Raw genomic sequence first — 26,273 nt, forward strand, 5'->3', positions numbered from 1 at the left:
CTCGTCATTCTAAAAAGCCGCGAGTAATAGACTCCTACACTCATCTTTGTCGAGGGGGCTCGCATTCGTGATGAAGCCTGATGAGTTCACGGTTCGCTCCACAAGAGCATCGAGGGCGCCTATATATTCCTCTTGTGAGATTCCTAACTCACCGATTTTAGTCGGCATATTGATTTTCTTCAGCAAGTTCGTTATGTAATTGGCCAGGAGTTCACCAGGGTTCTCAAAGCTTTCAAGTCTGGCAGCCTTGATAATCTCCTTGTAATCTCTAGCCGCCACTTCAGCATTGAATCTGATCACGTGCGGTAGGAAGATGCCAACGGCCACTCCATGCGACATTTTGAAAAGCGCGCCAACCGCGTGCGCCATTGCATGAGCCAACCCGACCCCTGAATTTCCAAAAGCTATTCCTGCCATTGTCGCAGCATAGTGCATCTTTTCACGGGCTTCGATATCATCTGCATTTTCGACCGATCGCACCAGATATTCGAAAATTGTTCCAATCGCTCTAATTGCAAATGCATTTGAGAAATCGTTGCGCCATTGCGATACAAAAGCCTCAATAGCATGGGCGAGGGCATCGATGCCTGATGATGCCGTTATGCGAGGCGGCATAGAAATGACAAGCTTAGGGTCCAGTAACACGAGATGCGGCACAACCTCTCTCGATGCCAATTCCATTTTTGTATCGTTTTCCTCATCGAATAGAACCACAGCCCAATTCGAATCTGAGCCAGAGCCACTCGTCGTCGGAATGCAAATAAGCTTCGACTTCTTTCCAAGACCAAGGGTTTCCAAGGGTGACAAGGTGGTTATATCAATATCAGGTCTTTCGTACAATGCGTATATCGCCTTGGCGGCGTCAATACTGCTTCCTCCACCAAGTCCTATGATGCAATCAGGCTGAAAATTGATAGCAAACTGAGAGCTCTTGATCACCGATGCCAACGAAGGTTCCACCTCTATCCAATCGATTGTTTCGACCTCCGCCCCGGCCCTCTTTATAATTTCACTCACTTCATCGAGTATGCCGATCTTTTTCACAGTAGGCCCGCATATGATGAGTACTCGTCGGTATTCTAACTCAGCGAGCGTTTCTAGCGCATCTTCCCCAAATACTATTTCTCTTGGACTCGCATATCTCCACATCTTACCCTTTCCCATCGAATATTAGCGAATCGTTGGTACCCTGCTTGCCGTTTTTGCAAGTTCGGTGGCCGCCGTCTTATACCTCATTATCTGGGCTAGATTTCCCTTCACCTTCAATTTGCCCGTAAGAATCGCCTTCACAGGATCGAGTTCGCCCGAACCTATTTTCATCCATACTCCATATTTCGCAAGCATCATGTACTGGGTTTTCATTACTTCTCTGTTTTCCACTCGGTAACATGCTCTACATTTACCGTGGTAAAGATCAAGGTAATAAACTTCCTCTCTATCGAATTCCTCGTCAGGTAGAATGACGTAAAGGAAATCCCCCTCCCAGCGAGTTGCGGAGGCTTCGTATTCCTTATTCTTGTTTATTTCCTCAGCATATCTATTAAACCACTCGACGCTTGGGAATCTTAATTTCTCCTCATTCTCATTTGGGATATCAATCACCTCACATTCTTTTTTTTACGAAGTATCACAGAGCAAAACAGACACCGAGATCGAATGCTGGTTTTTCTAATCGCAGGGCCCCTTGTCATTGCAACTTTTCCAGTAAAGAAATGGGTTCTCCGCAAAAAAGCAGGAAGAAACACATCCATTAATTCCACTCGAATCTAAACTGCCCTCTCTGTGATGCTTTTTAATTTTTATTAATTCCCGCATCATAAGTAATTTTCCATTTTAGGAATCAATATTAGAATACCCTGTATCAGGACGATAGCCCCAATGGAAATTTTTCCAAAAATTTGCTCCAAGATCTTTGAGAATTTGCGTATTTTCTGAACAGAAAATCTTAGAAAAATCTTACAAAATGTAACACAGGTTAAAAAACATACCCTACTAAAGAGAAATTCCGACAAATAGTCACATTGCGTTTCGATCCGATTTACAACAATATGGCATCGGTACAAACCGGTTCCTTTGAAATGCTTTCATCACAATGAGAACTATTTGCTGGTGGTAAAATGCACCCTATAATATGAACATGCGATTCGCATTCAGCATTCCGTGATTAAAATGGAACATGACAGCTCGAGTGAAAGATAAAAACAATGATCCTAATTCCGCTCATGAAAATGCATAAGGCAAATGATGCCAAGTTGTGAAGAGCTGAAAAATTGCCTAGAGTCACGATGTAGTTGGAAGTTTTACTTCCTACTTTTTCTCTTGAAGAAAAAAGATAAATAAAGCTAAGTTTATCAAGTAGCACGATATTACAATTCGTGTTATGATATTAGGAAACATGGAGGAAAGATAGAATGCACATTCCCGATGGACTCATGGCACCAGAAATTCTTATTATTGGATGGGTGATCGCAATTGCTTTCATAGCACTGTCGATTTATAAAGTAAATAAAAAAATTGATGAGAAAACGGTGCCTATGATGGCGATCCTCGCTGCTGGGATTTTCGTGGCCCAGATGCTGAACTTTCCCATTTTCGGGGGCACAACTGGGCACCTAATAGGGGCTGCCCTTGCTACCGTTCTTGTTGGGCCGTATGCAGCCATGATAATCATCACAGTCATTCTTATCATTCAATGCTTTGTTTTTGGCGATGGGGGACTCACTGCACTGGGTCTTAATATAACCAATATGGCCGTCGTCGGAACTTTAGTTTCATGGTCTATCTACAAAATATTTCCAAGCAAATTGGAAAAGGCAGGTGTTATTGCCGCTGCTTGGTTTTCAGTCTTCTTCGCTTCTTTCGCTTGTGCGATTGAACTTGCAACAAGTTTTGCTATTTCAGTTGGAGCCTATGGTATTGAAGCAATGATCTCATTGCCCTCAATGCTAGCTTATCATGCAGTCATTGGCATCGGTGAGGGTATCATCACAGGAACGATTTTTATGTATCTTGCAAAAGTAGCGCCAGAGACAATAATGACAAGAAAACCAGCGGAGGAGGCGATGTCATGATTGATAAGAAGATTCTTAAAGCGATTTTAGGAATCGTAGCACTCTTTGCAGTTGGACTTGTCTTGTATTTCATTTTCTCCGCTGAATACGGAGATGGTCTTGAGAAAACCATGGAGAATGCTGGCGTTGAGGAGGGAGAGCCTATTTATCATGCACCCCTAGATTACGGTGAAGATTACATTACTGCGTTTTTCGCCGGTCTCGTCGGATTCGTTTTAGTCTTCGCAATTTCATATGGATATTTTAGAATCGCTGCGAAGAGGGAGACAAACAAGGAAGAAAAATGAAGCATCATGAAATCGATCAGTACGCTAGACAGTCGCCTCTAGCAAAATTTGATCCTAGGATAAAATTATTGAGTGTCATTTTTTTCATTGCATCAATTGCATTACTCCATAGCATTTACCCACTGCTTTTTTCGCTCCTTTCCCTTTTCATAATCGTTGCCATTTCCCGCATTCCTCCCCTCCACATTGCAAAGTCTTACCTAATGGCCTTTCCCTTTGTCATATTTGCAACTTTGACTATGTGGTATTCTTCGGGTTTGATCGAGGCCTCAGCTATGTTCTTGCGCATCTCAAATTCTGTGCTTGCTTTGATTCTTTTGATTTCCACTACGCCTTTCTTTGAATTCCTTAAGGCTCTGCAGTGGTACAGATTGCCAAAAGTCATGATCTCGCTCATTCTTTTCACGTATCGATTCATCTTCGTCTTCATCGATGAGCTAGGGAGAATGAGTCTTGCACGGAAAGCTCGCGGATTTGGCGGTGGCAAGAGCATCCTTAATATCGAAGCTCTTCGTACCATTGCTTATACTGCTGGAATGATCTTTGTGCGATCGCATAGGCGAGCGAACAATATTTATTTAGCCTTGGTTTCTCGTGGCTACACGGGTGAGGTGAGGACCTTAAACATGTTAAAAGCGGCTCCGCGTGACGCGATCTTTGCGCTAACGTTCATCTGTATATCCGTCCTGTCCCTTCTCATCCAGGCCGGTGTGATGACTTGGACGCTCTGAGACTTGTAAATGTTTCATATATATACCCTGACGGCATAAAAGCGATCGATGAGGTGTCTCTGGGAATTTCCGAAAGAGAACGAGTGGCAATTGTAGGGCCAAACGGAGCTGGGAAGAGCACAATGCTGAGGATCTTTGCTGGTCTCTACTATCCTACCTTCGGCAATGTAGAGATAATGGGTAATACGCTTTCCAAGAAGAATGCAGACTCGTTGAGAAAAAATATCGGCATTTTATTTCAAGATCCAGATGATCAAATTTTTATGCCAACAGTGTGGGATGATGTTGCATTCGGTCCGATTAACATGGGAATGAATGAAGATGAAGTAAAGAATAGTGTTGCAGAAGCGATGAGGAAGGTTGGACTCGAAGGTTACGGAGAAAGGGTGCCGCACCACTTGAGTTACGGGGAGAAGAAGAGAGTGGCAATTGCAGGGCTTCTCGCAATGAAACCTCCCATCCTTCTCCTTGATGAGCCAACTGCGAACTTGGATCCGCAGGGAAGAAGAGACTTCATCAATATTCTGAAGTCCATTTCTCAAACTGTCGTTCTTGCTACACACGATCTTTCTGTGGCATTTGAATTAACCAACAGAATTATTGTATTGAAGAAGAACATCATTTTCGACGGTAAGCCATCTGAACTGGTTGAAAAACCTGACATACTTTCCAAAGCAAACCTCGAACTCCCATCGATGCTTCGCCTTATGGATCAATGGCGGAACTCCCGTGGGAAAAAATTCAGATTACCGATTACGGTTGACGAGGCTCTTGCAATCCTCATGAATGAATGCGGCAACCATGATTAATTCGTATCTCAGATCTGCCATCATCCACTTCTTGAATCATAAGAAATTCTTTTCTTAATGGTCTGGAGCAAGCACTCAAATGTTGCCTCTGGTGGCACAATATCGACTCTAATATTATAGGACTCTAGCATCATTCTGGTCGGATTACCTATTGCAGCGATAAAAGATTGCGCGAGCGCATCAAACACCACATCTTCACGATATCTCGATAACGCCACGTCGACAAAAACTTTCGCGGAGAGAGGACTTGTAAACGCAAGAACCTCTAGCTTTCTGGAAACGACTGCATCAATGATTTTCAAGAGATCAGGATCTTCTATGTTCGGAACAAGCGAATAGACAATGACTTCCACTGCCTTCGCCCCAGACTTTACAAGCTCCCCCACAAGTTTTTTTTCTCCCCTATCTGAACGGAGGATGAATATGCGCTTACCCGCAATTGATTGAGAACTCATCAATTCTGCGATTCCGTCAGACGAATAGATATTTGGCAAAATACTCACTCGAATTCCAGCGCTTTCTAAAGCTCTCGCCGTTTCTGGGCCGATTGCTACCATGTATACACTGTTTAAGACCCTCACGAGCTCCTCGCTTTTCCTCCGCTTTGTGGCGAGTTCTATCACCGCTCTTGCTCCAATTGCACTCGTCACAATAACGAAATCTATTTCGCCAGAGAACAGCGATTCAAGAAATGCATCAAAAGATGAAGAGTCAACAACTTCAACCCTCAATGGTGATGCGATCATTGGTTCAAAACCAAGACGTTTTGCGATTTCGATAGACTCGCCAATCTTTTCCTTTGGCCTCATGATAGCAATGCGCATCAACGCAGATCCCCTAGACAATTTCTCAACTCGACAACTGAACCGATCACGATAATTGCTGGTGCCTCAATTGATTCCTTTTTGCAAATTTCCGAAATCTCTATGAGGGAGCTGGTGATAACGCGTTCTTCTTTCATCGTCCCCTTTTCAATCACCGCAACTGGTGTTTCAGGATCAAGTCCTTCTTTCAAGAGCCTTTTGATATTTCTTTCCATCGAGGAAACGCCCATGAGGATAACAATTGTCCCACCTAATGAGGCTAAAGCATTCCAGTTGAGAATTTCTCTTTCCTTTTCCGCGCTCTCGTGACCAGTTATGATTGTAACGGAGGATGCGTAATTTCGATGAGTTACAGGTATGCCAACAAGCGCAGGCACCGCAATCGCAGATGGCACACCTGGAACCACATGAACATCGATTCCTCTTTTTCTCAAGAAATCGGCTTCCTCCCCACCTCTGCCAAAAAGAAAAGGATCACCACCCTTAAGCCTCACTACAGTCTTTCCTTCCAAGGTCTTCTCCAGTAAGATTTCATTTATTTTACTTTGCTCGACGAGGTGTTCTCCACCTTTTTTACTTACATCGATGATTTCTGCATCCTTCTTTGCGAGCTTCAAAAGCTCCCTCGGAATCAAAGAATCATGCACAATGACATCCGCCTTTTCAATGAGTAATCTTCCTTTAACCGTGATCAATTCTGGGTCGCCCGGACCAGCTCCGACGAGAAAAACTTCACCTCTTCTTGCAGTCATCAACGGCTCCCTCCATTCCCCTCTTCAATTCACGTACTATTTCAGTTATCGATTCGTGTATTGCACCAAGCTTAACCTCTTTAGCAACTTGCGCCAGCACTTTTCCATAATCTGATAATACGATTCCTCTCACTTTAATAGAGCTACCTTCGATTTTCGCCCATAAACCTAGAGGAATTGAACATCCTCCTCCAAGTTCTTTCAAAATAAGACGCTCAGTCTCAGTTTCCATTCTTGTAACAGAATCCTCGATAGCGCTAAGCATCTCCCTGTACTGCGAATCTTCTTTGCAGACAACAGCGATAGCACCTTGCCCTACTGCCGGCACAAAATCCCACGGATCAAGCGGCAAAAAAGATTCTCCAAAACCTATTCGCTCAAGGCCAGCTCTCGCCATGATAATCGCGTCAAATTCCCCCGCTTGGAGCTTTCGCAAACGGGTTGTCACATTGCCCCTCAAATCCTTAACGATGAGGTCGCTTCTCTTATTGAGCAACAAGGCTTTTCTCCGTACGCTTGATGTTCCAACGACCGCACCTGATGGAAGCTTTTCTAACGGCACTGCGGGGATAATCACATCCTCCACTGGTCCCCTTTTCATCACGGCTGCGATGCACGTGCCCGGCGTCAATTTTGCGGGCATATCTTTGAGGCTATTCACCGCCGCATCAATTTTCCCATCGATAATCTGCTTATCAAGTTCTTTGACAAAAGCACCGTAACCCCCAATCTCGTTCAGAGGACGGTCTTTGATTCTGTCACCAGCTGTGACTATCTTCTTGATTTCTATATCCAAATTTGGGAATTTCTTTTTGATAGCCTCTACAAACAGCGCAGTTTGCGCGAGCGCCAGCTTGCTTCCGCGGGTTCCAACAATCATTGTGTAATGTCCCTCAGAACGTTCTCAAATGCTTCTATAGTCTTCTCTACATCCTGATTCGAGTGCGCCGTCGACAAGAAATTCGTTTCATACTGCGATGGTGGCAAGTAAATATTATTCTCGAGCAACGCGTGAAATATCTTGTAAAAAATCTGTGTATCGGATCTTTTCACATCTTCATAATTACGTATCGGTCCCTTTGCGATAAAGAGCTGGAACATTGATCCTATGCCAGCGATAGTGAATTCTAGTTTCAGATCGTTGAGGATTTTTTGAATCGACTTTCTGATCGTTTCGCCTTTTTCGTTGAGTTCTCCGTGGTCACTTTTCTTCAATTCCTTTAACGTCGCTATACCCGCCGTGAGGCTCATGGGATTGCCCGCAAAGGTGCCTGCCTGGTACACCTTGCCTGTCGGAGATATCATTGACATGATCTCCTTTGGCCCACCGAAAACGCCTATGGGCATTCCACCGCCAACGACTTTGCCAAGGGTTGTTAGGTCGGACTGGACTCCAAAGTATTCTTGCGCACCACCCATGGCTAGGCGGAAGCCAGTAATGACTTCGTCAAAGATGAGTAAAATTCCTTCCCTCGATGTCAGTTCTCTCATAGCTTTGAGATAATCAACATCTGGAAGAATCGGACCAATATTTCCCATAACTGGTTCCAATATCACAGCTGCAATCTCATTTCTATTCGCTCTTATTGTTTCTTCAACAGCCGTAATATCATTGAAAGGAACTACGAGTGTGTTCTTCGCGATATCAAATGGAATGCCGAGGGAATTTGGTACGCTGTGCGTTACCGCCCCAGAACCTGCTTTAACAAGCATAGCATCGTGAGCCCCGTGAAATCCGCCTTCGACCTTAATCACCTTGTCCCTTCCCGTGTATCCTCGGGCCAATCGAAGCGCATGCATCGTTGCTTCTGTTCCGCTGCTGACAAATCTCACCATTTCTATCGACGGGTAATGTTCTGTGATGATGCTCGCAAGCTCGATTTCCTTTTCAATTGGTGCGCCGAAAAGCGTGCCGTTTTCAGCCTGCTCCTGCAATGCCCTAACAACAGATGGATGAGCATGGCCAAGAATCAAAGGTCCAAACCCCATACAGTAGTCGATGTATTCATTGCCGTCCACATCCCATATCTTCGAGCCTTTGCCCTTGGAGATGTAAATAGGATACGGAGCGAAAGCCCTTACCGGGCTCGAGACTCCCCCTGGCATGAAATGCTTTGCTCGATCGTAGAGTACTTTAGAACGCTCAGTATTCCTCATGGATCAGCCCTCATTCCTTCAGTTTCTTTGCCACGTCCTTTGCAAAGTACGAGAGAATGATGTCCGCACCCGCCCTTTTGATGGCGGTGAGCACCTCTAACATGATCCTATCTTTATCGAGCCAGCCTTTCTCAGCAGCTGCCATGATCATTGAATATTCGCCACTCACATTGTAGGCCGCAATTGGCACATTGAACATAATCCTCGCATCCCTTATCACATCAAGATACGCGAGCGCAGGCTTTACCATCAGAATATCAGCACCCTCTATGAGATCCAATTCCATTTCTCTCAGCGCTTCGCGCGCATTCGGAGGATCCATTTGATGAGAACGCCTGTCGCCGAACTTTGGAGCAGATTCCGCTGCTTCCCTGAAAGGTCCGTAAAATCCGGACGCGTATTTTGCGCTGTATGACATTATGGGTATGTTCTTAAACCCAGCATCATCAAGAGCGTTTCTTATCGATGTGACCATACCATCCATCATTCCACTGGGCGCAATCATGTCAGCACCTGCCTCTGCCTGGCTAACGGCTGTTTTCGCATAGAGTTCGAGAGTCTCATCGTTGAGTATCTCATCATTCTTTACCTTTCCACAATGTCCGTGAGATGTGTATTCACAGAGGCACAGGTCAGCGACAACAACGATCTCGCATTCCTTCTTTATTTTTTTGATGGCTTTTTGTGCCACTCCGTCTTTTGCCCAGGCACCACTGCCCTCGTCATCCTTATGCTTGGGAATTCCGAAGACCATGATCGCTGGTATCCCAAGTTCATAAGCTTGTGCGGCCTGCTCACCTGCTTTTTCCACAGGATATGCGCTGACGCCAGGCATTGAAACGATTGGTTTCGGCCTAGTCAATGTCTCGTTGAAAAACATGGGATAAATGAAATTCTTCACAGATAATCTCGTCTCTCTCACCATTTCTCTAATCATCGGATGCATCCGCAAACGCCTCATTCTCGTATCAGGAAACATTTTTGCTCTCCTCCAATCTAAACAATTCACGTGCAGCCTTAAGAATTTCTTCTTTCTTGTTCCGAGATGCTAATTTAAGAACTTCGGTCGGATCCGCGAGGAATCGATTTGCGAGCGCGTTAGCGAAATCAGCCACGATGGATTCAATGGATTCTGGACTGTTGTTCAATCTATTAATCGCCCTCTTAATTTCCGCTTCCTTTATAGCCTCGAATTTTTGACGAAGGGCTCTAATGAGTTCGGAGGCTCCCATTTCTTCAAGCTTTCGTTCTAGGAGCGAAAGTTCCTCAGCGATGATCCTTTCCGCCTCGTGAACCTCCTCCTTTCGTTTTAGTATATTTTCTTGCGCAATGTCTCTCAGACCATCGATATCGTGCATCTCCACGTTTTCAAGCGTGCGAACATCATCAGCCACATTCCTGGGAAACGAAACATCGATGATGATGAGTTTTTCTCCTTTTCCCTTCTTTGTAAGCGCTTTCTCCACACGTGAACGATCTAAAATGATATGGGGAGATGAAGTGGCTACGAGCACGATATCGCATCTATGCAAATAGTCATAAAGACTATCAAGGCGAATTGCCTGCCCACCAAGATACCATGCAAGTTCAACAGCCCTGTCAAACGTACGATTGGAAACAAAAATTGCATTCGGCTTTTTCCCCAAAAGGTGCTTGGCAATCAGCGTTGCCATTTCACCGGCCCCTATGACAAGGACAGTTCTTCCTTCGAGGCTTCCAAGAATCTTTTCCGCGAGGTCGACAGCAGCAGAACCTATCGACACGGCGCCCTTGTTCACCCTGGTCTCGGTACGAACTTTCTTACCGACACTGATCGCCTTTCTAAAAATCAAGGAGAGGATAGGTCCAGCGCACTTCTCATTCTCAGCCAGTTCATATGCCTTTTTCACTTGGAACTGGATTTGATCTTCCCCGACGATCATCGATTCTAGACCGCTTGATACCCTCAACAGATGCCTTATTGAATCGATGTCCGTGCGAAATTGAACAAGGTTTTGATCGTGATCGAAAGGAATGAACCTGCTTATCATCTCCTCCATGCCCGTCCTGGTCACAGTTGGCTCATCTGTCACAACATAGAGCTCGACGCGATTGCAAGTTCGGAGCACTGCGCACTCCCTTACACCTTGAACCCTTAAGAGTGCATGAAGAAGTGCTTTTTCATCATGCCGCCCGATGAGTTCAAGGGCCTTCATATCAGCGGATTTGTGTGTGATATGTGCGCTGATGATCATGCCACTTCCCTCTTCTGCAATCCATTCATTTCTTTCTCGATCTTCTCGATTGCGAGATTCTTTGCCTTGGTGTAATCGATGCCGAGCATTCTGAGAATCTCCTTGTCCTTAATTATCAATCGAAGCGCCTTTTCCCTCAACCTCTGATCAAGTACCCTGCTCTTAATCTCTTTTCTAATCTCTTCTTGAAGTTCTACCATCAACGACCAGTTGACATCGATCGCACTCTCCAGTTCTTCTTTCAGCGCTCTAGAAACTGCTGGACTTCTGCCGAATGTTGAAATGGCAATGATAAAGTTTCCTTTGTCAATAACCGACGGTATTAGGAATGAACCTACGCCGTCCGCTCTATTGAAATCCTTTCCCACTGATTTAGCGTATGAACATATTTTATCATTCAACAAAGGATCATCGGTGGCCGCAACTACGAGATCCGCCCAATTGATCCACCGTTCGTAAGATTCGTAGGCATCTTCTTCCACCAACTTTAATCTGCTTTCCTGCACTCTTTCCTCGATATGCCGATCTACAACGACCACTTCCGCCTCTTTCGAAAAATACTGTGCTTTTCGAAGGCCAACCTCACCCGCCCCAAAGATTGCCACTTTCTTTCCCACCAAGTCGAGTATCAGAGGAAGCATCAACATCACTCTAATGAATGTAAATTACTCGAATGACTTTTGATCTATCAACAAATTTTGATGCTAACATAATAATCTTTTGAGATATGCATCCAAATGACTGTAATTGCGGACGAAAAGAAGCGATGGAAACAAAGATTCGATACCACAAGCAACGATCTCGATTATGATTTCAATAGTATTTTCATGATCTTTTTACCACGTTCAAAATAATTTGTCGCATAAAAAAGGGGTGTTGATGTATGAATCATAGATGTATATTGCGCCCTTTTGGACGAATGCCAGAAACGATGAAAAATGAAATGCGATACTCTGTTTTTGAAAAAAAAAGCAATTTGCTCTACGGAAAATGTGGAGACTCCAGGCAACAATTAATTCTCTTACAAATTGGCTGGTTCACGAGCACTTCATAATGTACAAGCGCCTCGAGTTTTCAGGAGGGGAGCGATAATTTACTGAATTATTTTTTATAACTCCATTTATTATCCCCTCTGAATATCCAAATCAAGTGATATTTGTGATTCAATAGTATTGAGGTGAATAGATGAAAAGAGAAGGAATACTTGTGATCGGACACGGTAGCAAGCTCGAGTACAATAAGAACGCAATCAATCACTTTGCGACGAGACTCGCTGAACGCTTCAAAGATTTCCCGATTGCGGTTGGCTTCATGAATATTAATGAGCCGACCATCAAAGATGGGTTGGGGAAACTGGTTGCCGATGGCGCTGAAACGATTTATGTAGTTCCGTGTTTTCTCGCCCACGGTATCCATACGAGGGATGATATAACCTCAGAGCTCGGGATCCCTCAAGGAGGCAAGGGCGGAACCACGAATATAAACGGAAAAAGAATTGAAATACGGTACTGTGAACCAATCGGCGTTGATGAAAGGATTGTGGACATTCTTGAAGAAAGAGTGAAGGAGAGAATGAGGAAGGATTGAGCTTGAAGGTTCTTGTGATGGATGCAACGCACGGGGGCTTTTCGGTAGCACATGAGTACGAGAAGAGAGGAGCCGAGGTGACTCTCGTCGATTGCTACGGTACTGGCACCGAGATGCTTGAGGCGGAAGCTAGAAAGGCTGGAGTTCATATTGTGAGGAAGACCCCTGAGGGATTTTTCGATCTTGTGGTCTCACCGATCCATTGTCCTGATCATTTTCTGAAGGGTGCTACGTGGGAAAAGAAAATTACCACACATCAGGCCGTCGGCGAATTGTGCTCTTTCAAGTCAAGAATTGTCGAGGTGACGGGTACAAAAGGAAAAACTACAACATCGCACCTCATTGCACATCTTCTACGATCTCAAGGGCGCCGCGTATTAATGCTGAGTAGCGCTGGAATTGTGCTGTACGATGATGGACAAACGAAAATTCTCAAAAGAGAGGCGAGCATCGCCCCGACCACTATACTCGAAGTCGCAAATATGAATGTCGAATTTGATGTTGGCGTTTTTGAAGTCTCACTTGGGGGAACAAGCAACGCAGACACGGGTGTCATCACAACTATCGAGAATAATTATCCTATAGCAGCGGGCACAAGAAAAGCGTATGATGGAAAAGTGCAGATGGTGCAAAACTCGAAGAACACACTAGTGATAAGAAAGGCGGAGGAAGGTATTTGGACCTCACAGGCACGACAGGGGCTTAAGATTGTGACTTTTGGCGCGGGAGGAGATGTGGAGGTAAGGATCGTTTCGAAATTACTTCTGGGATCCAAAACAAAAGTTGAAATTCTTTTTGGAAAAGATTGTCGAGTGACTGCTGACTTGTCCTCTCGCTTCATCGCTCCCGCTTATGTTCCTTCGATTTCAGCAGCCGCAGCCGTCGCGTTTGATTTTGGGTTAGAGGTGGATGATATCGGGAGGTCGCTTTCATCCTTTGATGGTGTCCAGGGGAGGGCTGAGATCTCTTGTCATAAGAACTCCTGGATTATACGTGACAGGAATCCCGGCGTGAGTGCAGCGTCCATCGGATATCTTCTTGAATGCATGAAGAGCTACTCTGATTTGAAAAAAATCAGCCTTGTTGTTGAGCCTGTTTCAAAGCGGGTATGCGAGAAACTTGATGTCAGTGAGATTGAAAAAATCATTAGTACTCAGAGGGATTTCATTGACGGTGCCTATTTGTTAAGCGATTCGAATGAATTAAATCAAGCAAGACATACATTTGAGATCATCAAGAGTGTTGATGATGTACGCAAGAAATCGGATGCGATCCTCTGGTGCACAAAGGAGGGGTTCAGGTGAGCGACGTCCTCCACCCCAGACCGAGTCCCATCATCGCGGCCATGTATACGCTGAGGGATCTTGACGCGGATGTGATCGTCATGCACGGCCCTCCTGGCTGTGGCTTCACGGCATCGAGGCTGTTGGAAGAGGCAGGGGTTACAGTTATAACAACTGGTATGCAGGAAAATGATCTTATTTTTGGAGCAGAAAATCGCCTTGTAGAAGTGCTGAAAAGAGTTGACCTCGAGTTCTCACCGAGAATTGTTGGGGTGGTTGGCACGTGCGCGAGCATGATCATTGGGGAAAATCTCGAAGCGGCCATCAAGAAGGCAGGAATACGCTCCATAGTCTTGCCGATCGATATTCATGCATGCTCTGGACCGAACACAGTGGGCGCTATTAAGGTGCTCGAAGTGGCGATGAGTAAAGGGATCATCCCGAGAGAAGAATTCGAGCGGCAGAAAGAGATGCTGATGCGTGCGACCGCTCTCGAAAGAGAGAGGGGAATGACGAGCAAGCCGTATCTCAAACCGCACAGGGGGGTAACTAAATTAAAGGTGGCGAGAATGATCCTCGACGCTCTTTCGCAAAGCAAGAATGTGGCTGTTGTGCTCAATGCCAAGAAGGAGACTGCTTACAGATTCGCCGATGTGATGCGAGCGGTTGAATACGCGCGGCGCAGGATTGGGGGAAGCGCAGTTTATGTGGCAAATGTAGATCCAAATATTGGTTTGCCGAGAATTCGAAGATACTCAGCAGACATTTTGAGGGATTTGAAGGACGAGGGGATTACCATTGATTTTTTCAGCGGGGGGCTTGATGAGTATCCAGTTGCTGGCGAAAAGGCTGCGAAGTATCTCGAGGATAAATCCATCGATCTCCGTATCATTTGTGGATTGCCTCACGCGATTCCCGATCTCAAAAAGGAAGATATCCTTGTAACCGATCAGCCAAGGGAGCTGCGGAATTTTATTGATTCAGGATTTGCATACGCCGTTGGAGAGATCTCAACACATTCCATGCTTATGGGCGCAAGAGGCATCGTTCACAGCGAACTTGGCGATACCATTAGAGAACTTGTGGACGGGATCAATAAATGAAACAGATCGCGATTTACGGCAAAGGAGGCATCGGAAAGTCCACGATCTCCGCAAATATCGCCGCCGCTTTTGCCGAAAAGGGATTGAATACCTGGTATATTGGCTGCGATCCAAAAGCTGATGGTAGCATGACATTACTCGGTGGGCGCAAAATCGGGACATTTCTGGAAAGGTTGAGATCGTCGACAGATACGACTGAGCCTGCTTACGTTCTTGGATTTAAGGGCGTTAAATGCATTGAAACAGGCGGGCCCATTGCTGGCGTGGGCTGCGCAGGGCGGGGAATCATCGTAGCTGTGCAGGAACTCTACAAGCGGTATTTTAACGACGACATCGATGTTATCATATATGATGTCCCTGGCGATGTGGTGTGTGGAGGGTTCGCCGCGCCTCTGCGCGAGAAATTTGCGAATGAAGTCTATATCGTGACAAGTGGTGAGTATCTTTCGCTATATGCTGCGAACAATATCGCGAGAGGCCTCGAGAATCTGAAAGTTAATCTGGGAGGACTCGTATGCAATTCAAGAGACATCAAGAATGAAGAAAGAATCGTTGACAAATTCGCCGAGATGATAGGAAGCGGGATGATTGGTTTTATTCCACGCAATCCAATTGTGAGAGAGTGCGAGAACAGGGGGATGACAGTAATCGAAGGTTTTCCAAACAGCACTCAGGCCAATGCTTATCGTCGACTGGCAGAATCGATCCTGAAAAATGATACGCTAGTCGTACCAAAACCAGTTGACCCGGAAGAGATTCGCGTGCTGCTGAGGGAGAATGAATAATGGTTTTGAAGCGCGTTATTATCGCTGGCGCAGGAAGCGGCGTCGGCAAGACGACGATTGCAACGGGTATCATGGCGCTTCTTTCCAAAAAATACAAAGTTCAAGGATTCAAGGTTGGTCCAGATTACATCGATCCCTCCTTCCACTCTGTTGCCACGGGCAGACCCTCTCGGAATCTCGATTCTTTCCTCCTTGATCGCAAGACAATCCTTAATGTTTTTGGATGGACGATGAGGGATGCTGACATCGCTGTCATTGAAGGTGTGAGGGGTCTGTATGATGGACTCACATCTACAGGAGATACTGGTAGCACAGCTGAAATAGCTAAAATTCTTGGCGCACCAGTTATCCTCGTTGTCAATGCAAGGAGCCTTGCTAAGAGCGCAGCGGCACACGTGCTTGGCTTTAAAATGCTCGATCAATCCATAAGAATCGAAGGAGTGATTCTTAACCAAGTGAGCGGAGAACGACACAGAAAAAAGGCGATCGAAGCTGTCGAAAAGCTCACACATACCCCCGTCATCGGTGCTATCGAGAGGAAAAAGGAGCAGTTACCAGAGAGACACTTGGGACTCGTGACGATGCATGAAAAAGAAGATCCCATGAAAACCATCAGATTCATCGCGGAAATGGCATCAGAAATCGACCTAGATGGGCTTCTTGAAATTTCGGAAAAAGCCGAACCTTTCGAATTCCCAGCGAATTGCCCTTTCCCAACTAAAGAAGAGAAAGGCGTCAAGATTGCGGTACCATTTGACCGAGCTTTCTCCTTCTATTACCCAGAGAACATCGAGTCGATCGAGGCAGCAGGCGGCAAAGTGATCAAATTCAAACCTGCAGAAGGCGATGCGTTCCCAGAAGCTGATGGATACTACATTGGTGGTGGATATCCTGAGATCTATGCAGAGGCATTGAGTTCTAATAAAGATTTCATGGAAGGACTTAGGTCTGCGGCCGAAGAAGGAAAATTGATATATGGCGAATGTGGCGGCCTAATTACGCTTTGCGAATCTATTACCTTCGGAGGAAAAAAATGGAAAATGGCAGGTATCTTCAAATGTGATTCTATTGTTTCATTAGATAGGCAGGGACTAGCCTACGTAGAGGCTGTTGGAACAAGAGATAATTTTATGTTTCCTGCAAAGAGGGTTAGAGGACATGAATTTCACTATTCTCGCATTTCACCCATTCCCACCGGACCGTTCGCGTACTCGATCGAACGTGGCGTAGGAATTGATGGGAAAAATGATGGTTTGATCCGGCAGAGAGTCATCGGTGCATATTTGCATCAGCATGCGCTTTCTAATAAAGATTGGGGTTTAAGATTCGTTGAGGAGGCGTACGCATCATCTCGATCAATGCATTAATCATGCGTGTGATATTGGTGAACATTGATGAGTGCAGTTTTCCATAATAATTCAGGGTGACTCATACCGTCATTTCACTAACCTATTCCCTTGAATTTCTGAGATAATTGTTATTCTCATTTAGATTTTACAGTTTCAAGAGTATCACGGAAAATAAATTCAATTTTTTGAAAATTGAAAGCAATCTGGTCATCTTGATCAGTTTTGTAAATTGAAAAGTCACCAACTAGAGAAATCCAATCGGCTCATCAATCATATGATGCCAAAATCCGCTGGGATTTTTTTATCGAATTCATCGGAAATGAAATTTTGCTACCATTGCGTATTGTTGGATTACAGTATTTTTTATAAATTTGTAATGTATATAAAGTTGGCCTTCTAAGATTCTCATGCTATTACATTCATTTATCCACAACATGCCTTTTTTGCTCTACTTACAATTAAATAAATGAGCAAGGGTCCGCCGAGAAGTGCTGTTATCGCTCCAACAGGAAGCATTACTGGTGCAATTATACGCCTCGCAAGAATGTCCGCGACAAGCAAAAGGTTTGCACCGAATAAACCTGATATAGGTATAAGAAAACGCATGTCATTTCCAATCACAATCCTACAAATGTGAGGCGAAAGAAGGCAAACGAAACCAATTGCACCAACAAAGCTAACAACAGTAGCAGTAGAAAGGCAAGAAGTTACGAGAATGATTTTTCTCACGCGATTTACTTCTACGCCTAGACCCTTTGCGGCATCGTCTCCGGTTTCCATTATATTAATATCCCATGCAAAACGCATGTTTATGATCATGGAAAAAATTAACATGCTAGTCGCATAGGGGATCTGCCACCAGGCTGCCCTCGAAAGATCGCCGACAAGCCAGAAGACAGTTGTTTTCACAGCCTCGGCCTCTGCAAAAAACTGAAGGAGGGTATTGCACGCACTGAAGATATAAGTCATTGCAACACCTGACAGTATGATCGTCTCTGGGGTCATACCTGGGTACCTCGAAATTAGAAGAACAACACACGCAGGTATTAGTGAGAAGACAAATGCGTTGCCGACAATTATGAGATGCCCCATGAATAGACCGCGTCCGAGAATTATTGCAACTGCAGCCCCAAAGCCAGCACCCGCAGATACACCAAGAGTATACGGCGTTGCTAGTGGATTTCTTAGCGTGGCGATAGTTGTGCAGCCAGCCATCGCAAGAATAAAACCTGCGATACTTGCCAGAAGAGACCTAGGTAGCCTCAAATTCCATACGACAGTATCAGCAAGATTGCTTACTTCAAACAATCCGGGGAAAAATTTGTTCAGCACGGCTGCGTAAGCTTCAGTAAAAGAAATATTTGCAGATCCGAGTGAGAGAGAAATACCCATAACCAGTATCAACAGAAGAATGCAAAAAATTGAGAAAAATATTCTTTTGGCGAGAATCTTACGATATATATCTTTTTCATCGTTAACTTTGTCATCTTCCGCGAGAGTAAGATAGCGAATACGATACTTCAATAAGAATGCCTCCACCATATCATAGCAACTTTCTTTTTTCGCAAGAAAAGAAGTTCGCCATTTTCGCTCACAAGCTTTCTTTTCAAAAGTTGTTTCACCATCTCTGACTTATTCTCTGGAATATTGTAAATGCTCATAAAGTCTGAGACTGCTTCCTCAAAATTTGTGAACCGCCTTTTTGAAAGATAATCAAAGATTTCCACATTTGTTCTTATTCCGAGGAGAGACAGCATGTTAAATATTATCACATGATCAGTCATCTCAGCCATAATTCTCTTACCATACACTATCCTCTGGATCTCTTCTGGCATCCAGTCATCTGCTGAAGCGAATATGTATACCACTTTCTTTGCAGCCCTGTTTATTTTCGAAAGAGTTTCTCGAAGATCACACATTAGAATAGAAAAAGAGGCGAGGACAATATCATGTTGTTTAACGTCTTTTCCTATGACCACTTCTTCCCATGACTTATTTATATAAACGATATTTCGCAAGTTCTCTTTATCTGCATTTACCCTGAGATAAGAAAGCATATTTTCTGACGGTTCAATAACTGTAATTTTCTTTGCAATTTTTGCAATTGGAATCGTAAGCCTTCCACTTCCGGGACCGATTTCTAGAATTGAGTCTTCCTGATTCACTGCTATGCGTTGAAGTTGTTTCTCCGTTAGCTCATTCATCAAGAATCTACTTTCATTTTCTCTCGATGCCCAATTATTCCAAAATGCCACATTTCCTATTTCAACACGGTGAGTTGCGACCATTATATGTTTCCAAACACTATTCCAGTCTATTATGCGCACAAATACTTCCCTCCATTTTCTATTCTTGCAAATAATTAAAAAAGAATGAAAAATAAGCGCACATTTTTTCAATTAGGTGCGCCAATAACATCATCACCTATGACAATAGGCGGGAACAGGAATGTACCATGTTCGTCTAAGTCATACTCAAGATTCAGCCAATAACTAATATATTCCTGATGTATGGCTTCTGGATCAAGATCCTCAAAGAGCTCTGGCTGCAAAATCTTTGCGAGATAAACCGCACCAAGAACGCTGCCCATCGCATTGTTTCTAAAGTCGCCCGCAATGATATACACATCTCCATTGCGAACAGCTTTCACACTTGAAAGCAAAGGACGAGATACGATGTTTTGCCAAGTTTCATTAAGACTTATTGTACTATTCATATCGTATCCATATGCTGGTTGCTGCGTTTGGCCACCATATGTGTAACGTACTGCATGAACAAATATGAAGTCAGGATCTTTTTCGAGAACCCACTCTAAATCAACGGTGGAGTAGTAATTCGATCCAAGCCAGTCGGGAAGATCCTGCGCCACGGGCTTTCCACCAGCAAGTATACACATTTGCGATAATGGGTCAATAAGGTTGTAGGTCCGCATAGTCGTTTGGGTAGGATCGCGCATATAACCCACCATACCAGTCATGAGTACCCTAGGTTTATCATCCGCTGATAATGCCACGGTTCTGCTCTTAATCGAATCGATCAATCCGAAGATCCAGTTAACATATTCATGTGCTCTCTCTGACTTTCCTAGCATATATCCGGCCTTAAGCACTCCTTGAATGAATCGAGAATCGGCGGGCTTAATAACATCGGGCCAGTAGAGACCAAGAAAAACGACATCTACCCCTGGCAAATTTTGTCTTTTTTGATCAATATTGTAAGAAAATGTGAAAAGAACATCAAGATTAAGACTGAGAATAAATTCATAATCGGGCGCGTTCATATCCCCTAGGTTAACCACTTGATCTGCTTTTTCGGGAAGATAAAACCATCGCAGTTTATACGGCGCCATATCAACAGCTACTACCCTTTCTTCAACGCCTAAAATGCGCAACAGCTCCACGTTGCTCAAATACTCTGCTCCGATTCTTTCTATCGGGAGATTTACCCTCACAGGATTTCTATTGCCATCCAGAATCCATATGAATGATGCTGTTCCATTGACTAGTACCCTAACTTGATCTATATCTTCCTGATTTATAACGCCGTCTCTATTAGCGTCAGCAAAATCCGTTTCGTTTTCTTGACCTGATACGATTTTCTCCAGAAATTCAATATCTTTTTCATCAATCCTTTCGTCTAAATTTGCGTTTCCATAAATTTCCAAAGCAAACCTCGGTGTTGATTCTCCTTCATTCGGTTCATTTTTTGTAAATAAGAAATAAGTTCCTACAGCTGCTACAACAATTGCGCTCGATATTACAATTGCCAAGATTTTGTATAATTTCATGCTTGTACCTCGTGTTACTTTTTTGAAAAGCGTAATATTTATCATATTAATAATCTTTTCTGGTAAAGCAAAAATGAGTACTGAACTCGTCATCGAAAACCTCAGGTTTAACTATCGAATTTCAGATGTACTGCAAGATATCTCGCTCACATTATGCAGTTCTGAAATACTTGGTATCATAGGTCCAAATGGATCGGGTAAGACGACACTCCTCAAATGCATCAATAGAATTCTTGAACCAAAGCAGGGTAAAATTCTGCTCAATTGCAAGGATGTAAGGAAAATGAAAAGAATGGATGTAGCGAGGAATTTTGGGTATGTGCCCCAAAAGGTTCACGCTGGATTCGATTCACCAACGGTCTTCGAAATCGTGCTTATGGGAAGGAGACCACATAATACATGGAAGTGCTGTCACGAAGATCATGAAGAGGTTTGGAACGTTCTCACGCAACTCAATATCAAGGATTTGTCGATGCGAAGATTTGATGAGCTCAGTGGAGGTCAACAACAAAAGGTGCTGATTGCGAGGGCTCTTGCGCAAGGAGCGAAAGTTCTTCTTCTAGATGAACCAACAAGCAATCTCGACATAAAGCACCAACTCGAAGTCATGAAATTAATCAAAAAACTTGTAAACCAAAAAGGCATTTCCAGTATTGTCGCAATTCACGACCTAAACTTGGCATCCCAATATTGCAATAATCTGATAATGATCAAAAATGGGGGAATATTTGCTGTTGGAGATCCGTTATCAGTACTAACGCCCTCAAATATCAAGGAAGTATACGGCATTGATGTTGAAGTTGGAATTCGTCAGGGGAAACCATATATAATCGTTCTCGACGAGTAGGGGTAACCACATATCTTACAATGCCTTTTGACAGACAATAGCTAATGAGCCAAAATAGATTGTGTAAGTGTAAATTTAAGAGCAAACATGATGCACAACTCTTTCATTTCTTATCCTATTTTGTCTCGAACATACTTTCTTCTCAATACATAAGCAAATTATTTTCAAATTGTTGTGCTTATGAAAATATGTATTAGCAAACATGAGATGAAAAATAGAATCGCAAGGTCAATTTGATTGTTAATTTGATTTTTAGAAACAACAACATTTTTCTTGGTTATCAGGAAGGCACGGTGATTCTATTTCGAATGACATCAAGACCTTTGACCACTGCTACGAGAATAGGCAATTCGATAAGGACGCCGATGATGATAGCCACCTGTATCAAGGGCTCATCTGGAAACATGCCTACGGCGATTGCCAGACCAAGAGGGGAATTTCTTGCTGCGGTCGTGCATGTGAGGAGAGCGCGCTCTCCGTAATTCATATTCGTGTACTTCGCGATCAACTGAGCAATTAAGAAAGACAAGAAGAAAAAAATGACGAGTGGTGCAAAAACGAGGGCGAGGGGACCCGCATTGTCTACGATGACTTTCGTTTGTCCAGAAAACATGAAAAAGATGATAATGACGAGTGTTGCCATCTGCAGTGGAGTTGAGATTTTAGAAATGATTTCCCTTCCCCTCTCCTCACCTTTTAATCTCTTCATCGCGTAGCGTGTCATACCAGCCAGCGCCATCGGAGTGATCACGAAAACAAGGAGTGCTTCGATGAAAGCCTCGATTTGAATCGGAATCAACTTCCCTGCAAAAAGCAGAAGATAAACAGGAAGAAGCAAAATCTGAAGTATGAGATTTGTTGGCAAAAGCGCAACGCCTAGCGGTACATCGCCCCTCGCCATTTGCGTGAACATCAAAAACCAATCCGTGCAAGGCGTCACGATATAGAGAATAAAGCCAACGAATATGGCAGGGTACGCGCCTAGAAAAATGAGAGCGAGCATGAAGCCGAGCAGTGGTATTATGACAAAGTTCTGAAACCATGCGAAGGAGAAGAAGCGTAAATTCCTGTAAGAATTCAATACGTGCTTGAATGGGATGTTGAGTACTACACTGTAAATAAGGATGATGAGGGTAAAATATATGATGGGATCGGCGATCGCTGAGATCTGCTGGAATTGAAAGCCTACAAGCAATCCGATCAGAATTGCCGAGATCAGAATTGCTGGTCTTGATTTGTCGGCGAGGCTAAGCGAGGATTCTGGCATTGTCGGATGTATTACTGGTTGCGAACATAATCTTTTTCATCTTTTAAAAACACAGCAAAAATTCATTACATCTAGCTTATTCCGACCTCCGCCTTTTTTCGGCATCAGCCTCTCAATGTCTCATTCGTCAATCGAATTTGCGTGCATGAAATCAGGAAGAGACAATCTTCGCACCGTATTTCTCGAGGTCATAGCTACTCTCTGGTCTCCGTGAAGATCGTGCGGCCCTTTGCACGTATTGACCGCAGTTGCTCCCTATCTTGTTCTCCTCCAACTCACCAATGCTGAGAATCACTTCAAATCCTTCTTGCTTGAATGCATCTACCAATTGCCGTGAAGTCATGAGATCGTGAGGATTGATTTGCGATTCCAGAGATTCCTCGTGTGAGCGCACCGTCGGGTTCAAGGGAGTAAGCTTGATGATGAATTTTCCAGGATCAAAATATTGTCTGATCAATGAAGCATCAATGGCGCAGCCAACCGCTGGTGCAAAGTTCAGCGTAATCTTCTTATCTCCGCGTTCAGGTGAGCAAAATCGATCGCCATATGCTGCGATCTTCTCGAAAGACCACTTCCTCATGGGCATGAGCTCGTCTCGCTTTTTCAAATCGGTTGTGTGGATAGAGAACTGCATTTGGAATTTCCCATGTGGAAAGAGTTTCTCCTTCACTTCCAAAAGTTCCTCGAAAAATCTTTCCGCGATTGGCGCATCGGGCGCTATCGTTGAAACTGACACGTTAAGCCCGGGCGCGTCGAGTGTATCGTGAAGAGCGTACATCGATTCAATGACCGCTGGATTCAGCGACGGCTCGCCCATTCTTGCAAACTGGATCTTGAATTTTGGTATGGGCACTTTGCAGTTAGGAAACCGCTTGCTGACCATGAAAAGCACCTGGTCGACAATCTCCTGTGAGGTCAGTTTGCCTCTGTAATTCCCGCCGGCGTCGCAGAACTTGCATCTTACGGGACATCCGAACATCGTCGATACGATAAGAACCCATTTTTTCTCCCTCGGGATCGGTGGCTGTATCGATTCAACACATTCCACAATAAAATCACTATCGTCCCCCTCATGACCGTCATCTCCCCGCATTTGTAATACATAGACTTTCGCGAGCTCCTCGTTTCCGTACTCAGCAAGCAACTTCATTTCCCCACCTTCCTTTTCAAATAGCGATCCGCCATCATCGCGGCCATAATTCCATCACCCACCGCGATGCCGATCTGCCGCCAGTTCTTTCTGTTCACATCCCCAACGAGATAAAGCCCCTTAATCCCCGTCGCAGGAGGAGTCTTTCTTATGATCCTCTTTCGCAAAGAAGGGTCAAGAATGCTGATTTCGGGAATCCTCCCACAGGCCATGAGAATCTTATCGCCATAAAGATACTTCATTTCGCCCTGAAATTGGCATGTGAGCGTAATCGCATTGCCCTGCTTGATGATTTCCAAAGGCCTGTGCTCTTCGAGTATCTCAATCCCTTTCGCCTCTGCCCTTCTCCGCAGAAGAGGCAAGCACTTTGGAGCGGAGCGGCAGACGATCGCCGCCTCCTTGCCCGCTTCTCTCAAAGAAATGGCAAAATCGAAGGCGATATCCCCACCACCAACGACCAGGACCCTCTCCATCGCTTTCAGAGATATCACCTGTTCGAGATCATAGAACACCTTTACGCCCTCGAGCGCTTTCGCACCCTTGATCCTTATTTTCCTTGGTCTCGTCCCAGTGGCAATGATGACCGCATGCGAATGATACTTTCCCCCGTTTGTGGTGATTTCAAAAATCCTGCCCGTGCGCCTCACCCTTTCCGCCCTCGCCTTCACCACAGGAATATTCAAGGAATCGAGGTGTTCGGCGAAGCGCTTGGCAAGTTCGATTCCCCTCACACCTTGAAATCCAGGATAGTTCTCGACGAGATTGGCGTTGATCATGAGCCCCCCAGCGCCACGGGAGTCTAACAGAAGGGGAGAAAAATCTGCTCTTTTGAGGTATATGGCAGCGGCAATACCACCTGGACCTGCACCGATGATCATCACGTCCTTGGTCTCAACCACGATATCACCTCGTCGGTCTTGACGGGCAGAGCGAAGCCGTCGCTCAGCGTTTTCAGACTCGCGATGTGGAGATCCTCACTGCTCGTCGCTGTGGCATCGATGACAAAAAAGACGTCGTAATCACGAATGAAGGCATCGCGGGCAGTCGTTTCGCAACAAAGATGCGTCATCACCCCCGTGATCACAACTTGTGTCACGCCAAGATCTTTCAATATAGAGTCAAGGTTTGTCATTCTAAACGCACTGTACCTTGTTTTCCTTACGACAATTTCATGAGGCAGCGGCTTCAGTTCCTCGACGATCGAAGACATTTCATCTTGTTCATACAACACATCCCGCCACCACCTGCCCGCTGCGCCCGGATCCTCGAATTGAAGAAGTGCGTGCCTCGTGAAAATGATGGGGAGGAAAAGATCGCGGTATGCCCGAAGCAATCTTCGAATATTGTCGATGATCTCTACAGCATCAGGCATATATGCGTGCGAATGGGGATCGAGGAAGAACCGCTGCATGTCAATAACGAGGAGTGCCGAATTTTCTGGCTTGAAAGTAATCGCTTCCCTGCGGTAATCGCGCAGATATGGGGTGAGAATCTCAAGCCATTTGTCCGCCTTTTGATTAATGATGTTACTGGTCACTCGAAATCCCCATCCTCGCCCGGTTTCCTGGTTTTAGAGGCTGGAAACCGAGAAAAAACAGTGCCTCTTCGACAAGAATCGAAGATTGCCGTAATGAATTTTGCGTTGCAGGCAGCTCATTTACGCTTTTATTGGAGTTTGCTCCCGTAAATCGCCCGCATGAAATCTTCACGTGCCGAGACGATAATATCATGTCTTTCCATTTTTTCATATGGACAATTATTCGATGATTCTCCAGAGTTGAAGTCGAATGCCGAAATTGTTCAACCGTGGTGAGAAATAGCCTCAATGCGGTTTCAGGTCATGTTGAAATAGGAACACTTAGGTGAGAAAAGGGACCAATAGAGAAAAGATTTGCCAGAGCGAACTGGTTCGCTCTGGCGTTCTTAATACTTTACCTCTTCCCCGGCGTCACGCGCCATACCCAGTATTCGTTTCCCTGGAAAATGATTTTCTCGGGACTCGCCCGCGGATCACCTGCAGCATAATACGGTGGATGTCTGGGATTTGGCTTCGTGACCCTGAGATTGTTCTCCTTCTCTTCCTTGAATTTCTCTTTTACCACCGGCACGATTTCGTCCGGCACACCGAAGGTCAGCTCGACTTCTACCATCTCACCTCGCTCCTTGCAGTTTACTAATTGAATTATGATTTAAAGGAGAAGATAAGACCTTCGGTTCCCCCTCTTCCATCGTTAACTACCGCATTTGATG

27 protein-coding genes are annotated in these 26,273 nt (G+C 44.7%); 10 read left to right on the forward strand and 17 right to left on the reverse strand.

Annotated elements, in window-relative coordinates:
- Positions 1 to 9: 9 nt before the first annotated feature.
- Both QW087_04015 and QW087_04020 read right to left on the reverse strand, forming a co-directional pair.
- On the reverse strand, positions 10 to 1,164 hold the full coding sequence (locus QW087_04015; GenBank protein MEM2943886.1) for an iron-containing alcohol dehydrogenase: 1,155 nt from the start codon (positions 1,162 to 1,164) through the stop codon (positions 10 to 12).
- A gap of 6 nt (positions 1,165 to 1,170) precedes the next feature.
- The gene (locus tag QW087_04020) at positions 1,171 to 1,602 is read right to left on the reverse strand and encodes an SCP2 sterol-binding domain-containing protein (GenBank protein MEM2943887.1); all 432 of its coding nucleotides are present in this window, start codon (positions 1,600 to 1,602) and stop codon (positions 1,171 to 1,173) included.
- Positions 1,603 to 2,411: 809 nt separating this feature from the next.
- Between QW087_04020 and QW087_04025 the strand changes: the two genes are divergently transcribed.
- The 4 genes from QW087_04025 to QW087_04040 are packed head-to-tail and all read left to right on the forward strand — an operon-like array spanning position 2,412 to position 4,898.
- Positions 2,412 to 3,071 (forward strand): energy-coupling factor ABC transporter permease, encoded by a 660-nt coding sequence (locus tag QW087_04025; GenBank protein MEM2943888.1) that lies wholly within the window; start codon positions 2,412 to 2,414, stop codon positions 3,069 to 3,071.
- Positions 3,068 to 3,358 carry a hypothetical protein gene (locus tag QW087_04030; protein ID MEM2943889.1) on the forward strand — a complete coding sequence of 97 codons (291 nt, stop codon included), beginning with the start codon at positions 3,068 to 3,070 and terminating at the stop codon, positions 3,356 to 3,358. Before QW087_04025 ends, QW087_04030 begins: the two co-directional genes overlap by 4 nt.
- On the forward strand, positions 3,355 to 4,089 hold the full coding sequence (cbiQ, locus tag QW087_04035) for a cobalt ECF transporter T component CbiQ (protein ID MEM2943890.1): 735 nt from the start codon (positions 3,355 to 3,357) through the stop codon (positions 4,087 to 4,089). The genes QW087_04030 and cbiQ overlap by 4 nt, the downstream gene beginning before the upstream one ends.
- On the forward strand, positions 4,077 to 4,898 hold the full coding sequence (locus QW087_04040) for an ATP-binding cassette domain-containing protein (protein ID MEM2943891.1): 822 nt from the start codon (positions 4,077 to 4,079) through the stop codon (positions 4,896 to 4,898). The genes cbiQ and QW087_04040 overlap by 13 nt, the downstream gene beginning before the upstream one ends.
- 20 nt (positions 4,899 to 4,918) lie before the next feature.
- On the opposite strand, the gene QW087_04045 is transcribed toward QW087_04040, so the two are convergent.
- Genes QW087_04045 through QW087_04075 form a run of 7 tightly spaced genes read right to left on the reverse strand, consistent with a single transcriptional unit; the run spans position 4,919 to position 11,506 of the window.
- The gene (locus QW087_04045; GenBank protein MEM2943892.1) at positions 4,919 to 5,707 is read right to left on the reverse strand and encodes a uroporphyrinogen-III synthase; all 789 of its coding nucleotides are present in this window, start codon (positions 5,705 to 5,707) and stop codon (positions 4,919 to 4,921) included.
- Positions 5,708 to 5,721: 14 nt separating this feature from the next.
- Entirely contained in the window at positions 5,722 to 6,474 is a 753-nt protein-coding gene (cobA, locus tag QW087_04050) for a uroporphyrinogen-III C-methyltransferase (protein MEM2943893.1), read from the reverse strand.
- A complete protein-coding gene (hemC, locus tag QW087_04055) occupies positions 6,455 to 7,354 on the reverse strand; it encodes a hydroxymethylbilane synthase (GenBank protein MEM2943894.1) in 900 nt (299 codons plus the stop codon). The genes cobA and hemC overlap by 20 nt, the downstream gene beginning before the upstream one ends.
- Positions 7,351 to 8,631 (reverse strand): glutamate-1-semialdehyde 2,1-aminomutase, encoded by a 1,281-nt coding sequence (gene hemL, locus QW087_04060; protein MEM2943895.1) that lies wholly within the window; start codon positions 8,629 to 8,631, stop codon positions 7,351 to 7,353. The genes hemC and hemL overlap by 4 nt, the downstream gene beginning before the upstream one ends.
- Positions 8,632 to 8,641: 10 nt before the next feature.
- Entirely contained in the window at positions 8,642 to 9,610 is a 969-nt protein-coding gene (gene hemB / locus QW087_04065) for a porphobilinogen synthase (GenBank protein ID MEM2943896.1), read from the reverse strand.
- Positions 9,600 to 10,865: a glutamyl-tRNA reductase gene (gene hemA, locus QW087_04070; GenBank protein ID MEM2943897.1), complete on the reverse strand. Its 1,266-nt coding sequence runs from the start codon at positions 10,863 to 10,865 to the stop codon at positions 9,600 to 9,602. The genes hemB and hemA overlap by 11 nt, the downstream gene beginning before the upstream one ends.
- Complete coding sequence (locus tag QW087_04075; protein MEM2943898.1) at positions 10,862 to 11,506, reverse strand: bifunctional precorrin-2 dehydrogenase/sirohydrochlorin ferrochelatase; 645 nt, start codon at positions 11,504 to 11,506, stop codon at positions 10,862 to 10,864. Before QW087_04075 ends, hemA begins: the two co-directional genes overlap by 4 nt.
- Before the next feature lie 544 nt (positions 11,507 to 12,050).
- On the opposite strand from QW087_04075, the gene cfbA reads away from it, so the two are divergent.
- From cfbA to QW087_04100, 5 genes are read left to right on the forward strand one after another with little or no spacing between them, the layout of a single operon-like run.
- Positions 12,051 to 12,452 carry a sirohydrochlorin nickelochelatase gene (gene cfbA / locus QW087_04080; protein MEM2943899.1) on the forward strand — a complete coding sequence of 134 codons (402 nt, stop codon included), beginning with the start codon at positions 12,051 to 12,053 and terminating at the stop codon, positions 12,450 to 12,452.
- Between the two features lie 2 nt (positions 12,453 to 12,454).
- A complete protein-coding gene (cfbE, locus tag QW087_04085) occupies positions 12,455 to 13,756 on the forward strand; it encodes a coenzyme F430 synthase (protein ID MEM2943900.1) in 1,302 nt (433 codons plus the stop codon).
- The gene (cfbD, locus tag QW087_04090) at positions 13,753 to 14,838 is read left to right on the forward strand and encodes a Ni-sirohydrochlorin a,c-diamide reductive cyclase catalytic subunit (protein MEM2943901.1); all 1,086 of its coding nucleotides are present in this window, start codon (positions 13,753 to 13,755) and stop codon (positions 14,836 to 14,838) included. Before cfbE ends, cfbD begins: the two co-directional genes overlap by 4 nt.
- Positions 14,835 to 15,623, forward strand: coding sequence for a nitrogenase iron protein NifH (locus QW087_04095; GenBank protein ID MEM2943902.1), 789 nt, complete (start codon positions 14,835 to 14,837; stop codon positions 15,621 to 15,623). The genes cfbD and QW087_04095 overlap by 4 nt, the downstream gene beginning before the upstream one ends.
- Positions 15,623 to 16,990: a cobyrinate a,c-diamide synthase gene (locus QW087_04100; GenBank protein MEM2943903.1), complete on the forward strand. Its 1,368-nt coding sequence runs from the start codon at positions 15,623 to 15,625 to the stop codon at positions 16,988 to 16,990. The genes QW087_04095 and QW087_04100 overlap by 1 nt, the downstream gene beginning before the upstream one ends.
- A gap of 405 nt (positions 16,991 to 17,395) precedes the next feature.
- Here the strand turns inward: QW087_04100 and QW087_04105 are convergent, their stop codons facing one another.
- The 3 genes from QW087_04105 to QW087_04115 form a co-directional block, all read right to left on the reverse strand.
- Positions 17,396 to 18,376, reverse strand: a complete 981-nt coding sequence (locus QW087_04105) for an iron ABC transporter permease (GenBank protein MEM2943904.1) — start codon at positions 18,374 to 18,376, stop codon at positions 17,396 to 17,398.
- Positions 18,377 to 18,492: 116 nt separating this feature from the next.
- Positions 18,493 to 19,260: a methyltransferase domain-containing protein gene (locus tag QW087_04110; GenBank protein ID MEM2943905.1), complete on the reverse strand. Its 768-nt coding sequence runs from the start codon at positions 19,258 to 19,260 to the stop codon at positions 18,493 to 18,495.
- Between the two features lie 107 nt (positions 19,261 to 19,367).
- The gene (locus QW087_04115) at positions 19,368 to 20,852 is read right to left on the reverse strand and encodes an ABC transporter substrate-binding protein (protein MEM2943906.1); all 1,485 of its coding nucleotides are present in this window, start codon (positions 20,850 to 20,852) and stop codon (positions 19,368 to 19,370) included.
- On the opposite strand from QW087_04115, the gene QW087_04120 reads away from it, so the two are divergent.
- The gene (locus tag QW087_04120) at positions 20,833 to 21,606 is read left to right on the forward strand and encodes an ABC transporter ATP-binding protein (protein MEM2943907.1); all 774 of its coding nucleotides are present in this window, start codon (positions 20,833 to 20,835) and stop codon (positions 21,604 to 21,606) included. The two genes, QW087_04115 and QW087_04120, sit on opposite strands and share 20 nt — an antisense overlap.
- A 280-nt stretch (positions 21,607 to 21,886) precedes the next feature.
- On the opposite strand, the gene QW087_04125 is transcribed toward QW087_04120, so the two are convergent.
- The 5 genes from QW087_04125 to QW087_04145 all read right to left on the reverse strand — a co-directional run bounded on the left by QW087_04125 (position 21,887) and on the right by QW087_04145 (position 26,173).
- Complete coding sequence (locus QW087_04125; GenBank protein MEM2943908.1) at positions 21,887 to 22,873, reverse strand: hypothetical protein; 987 nt, start codon at positions 22,871 to 22,873, stop codon at positions 21,887 to 21,889.
- Positions 22,874 to 23,024: 151 nt separating this feature from the next.
- Positions 23,025 to 24,023 (reverse strand): hypothetical protein, encoded by a 999-nt coding sequence (locus QW087_04130; GenBank protein MEM2943909.1) that lies wholly within the window; start codon positions 24,021 to 24,023, stop codon positions 23,025 to 23,027.
- Positions 24,020 to 24,922, reverse strand: coding sequence for an NAD(P)/FAD-dependent oxidoreductase (locus tag QW087_04135; GenBank protein ID MEM2943910.1), 903 nt, complete (start codon positions 24,920 to 24,922; stop codon positions 24,020 to 24,022). Before QW087_04135 ends, QW087_04130 begins: the two co-directional genes overlap by 4 nt.
- Positions 24,901 to 25,560, reverse strand: coding sequence for an isochorismatase family cysteine hydrolase (locus QW087_04140; GenBank protein MEM2943911.1), 660 nt, complete (start codon positions 25,558 to 25,560; stop codon positions 24,901 to 24,903). The genes QW087_04135 and QW087_04140 overlap by 22 nt, the downstream gene beginning before the upstream one ends.
- 394 nt (positions 25,561 to 25,954) lie before the next feature.
- The gene (locus QW087_04145; GenBank protein ID MEM2943912.1) at positions 25,955 to 26,173 is read right to left on the reverse strand and encodes a hypothetical protein; all 219 of its coding nucleotides are present in this window, start codon (positions 26,171 to 26,173) and stop codon (positions 25,955 to 25,957) included.
- Between the last annotated feature and the right edge of the window lie 100 nt (positions 26,174 to 26,273).

The sequence above is a fragment of the Methanomassiliicoccales archaeon genome, assembly GCA_038850735.1.
Lineage (GTDB): Archaea > Thermoplasmatota > Thermoplasmata > Methanomassiliicoccales > JACIVX01 > JACIVX01.

What these genes read in the sequence shown, in the direction of transcription:
- QW087_04015 (MEM2943886.1), bottom strand. Translation starts at nt 1,164, where the DNA reads ATGGGAAAGGGTAAGATGTGGAGATATGCGAGTCCAAGAGAAATAGTA.
- QW087_04025 (MEM2943888.1), top strand. Translation starts at nt 2,412, where the DNA reads ATGCACATTCCCGATGGACTCATGGCACCAGAAATTCTTATTATTGGA.
- QW087_04030 (MEM2943889.1), top strand. Translation starts at nt 3,068, where the DNA reads ATGATTGATAAGAAGATTCTTAAAGCGATTTTAGGAATCGTAGCACTC.
- cbiQ (MEM2943890.1), top strand. Translation starts at nt 3,355, where the DNA reads ATGAAGCATCATGAAATCGATCAGTACGCTAGACAGTCGCCTCTAGCA.
- QW087_04045 (MEM2943892.1), bottom strand. Translation starts at nt 5,707, where the DNA reads ATGAGGCCAAAGGAAAAGATTGGCGAGTCTATCGAAATCGCAAAACGT.
- cobA (MEM2943893.1), bottom strand. Translation starts at nt 6,474, where the DNA reads ATGACTGCAAGAAGAGGTGAAGTTTTTCTCGTCGGAGCTGGTCCGGGC.
- hemC (MEM2943894.1), bottom strand. Translation starts at nt 7,354, where the DNA reads ATGATTGTTGGAACCCGCGGAAGCAAGCTGGCGCTCGCGCAAACTGCG.
- hemL (MEM2943895.1), bottom strand. Translation starts at nt 8,631, where the DNA reads ATGAGGAATACTGAGCGTTCTAAAGTACTCTACGATCGAGCAAAGCAT.
- hemB (MEM2943896.1), bottom strand. Translation starts at nt 9,610, where the DNA reads ATGTTTCCTGATACGAGAATGAGGCGTTTGCGGATGCATCCGATGATT.
- hemA (MEM2943897.1), bottom strand. Translation starts at nt 10,865, where the DNA reads ATGATCATCAGCGCACATATCACACACAAATCCGCTGATATGAAGGCC.
- QW087_04075 (MEM2943898.1), bottom strand. Translation starts at nt 11,506, where the DNA reads ATGCTTCCTCTGATACTCGACTTGGTGGGAAAGAAAGTGGCAATCTTT.
- cfbA (MEM2943899.1), top strand. Translation starts at nt 12,051, where the DNA reads ATGAAAAGAGAAGGAATACTTGTGATCGGACACGGTAGCAAGCTCGAG.
- QW087_04095 (MEM2943902.1), top strand. Translation starts at nt 14,835, where the DNA reads ATGAAACAGATCGCGATTTACGGCAAAGGAGGCATCGGAAAGTCCACG.
- QW087_04100 (MEM2943903.1), top strand. Translation starts at nt 15,623, where the DNA reads ATGGTTTTGAAGCGCGTTATTATCGCTGGCGCAGGAAGCGGCGTCGGC.
- QW087_04110 (MEM2943905.1), bottom strand. Translation starts at nt 19,260, where the DNA reads ATGGTCGCAACTCACCGTGTTGAAATAGGAAATGTGGCATTTTGGAAT.
- QW087_04120 (MEM2943907.1), top strand. Translation starts at nt 20,833, where the DNA reads ATGAGTACTGAACTCGTCATCGAAAACCTCAGGTTTAACTATCGAATT.
- QW087_04115 (MEM2943906.1), bottom strand. Translation starts at nt 20,852, where the DNA reads ATGACGAGTTCAGTACTCATTTTTGCTTTACCAGAAAAGATTATTAAT.
- QW087_04125 (MEM2943908.1), bottom strand. Translation starts at nt 22,873, where the DNA reads ATGCCAGAATCCTCGCTTAGCCTCGCCGACAAATCAAGACCAGCAATT.
- QW087_04130 (MEM2943909.1), bottom strand. Translation starts at nt 24,023, where the DNA reads ATGAAGTTGCTTGCTGAGTACGGAAACGAGGAGCTCGCGAAAGTCTAT.
- QW087_04145 (MEM2943912.1), bottom strand. Translation starts at nt 26,173, where the DNA reads ATGGTAGAAGTCGAGCTGACCTTCGGTGTGCCGGACGAAATCGTGCCG.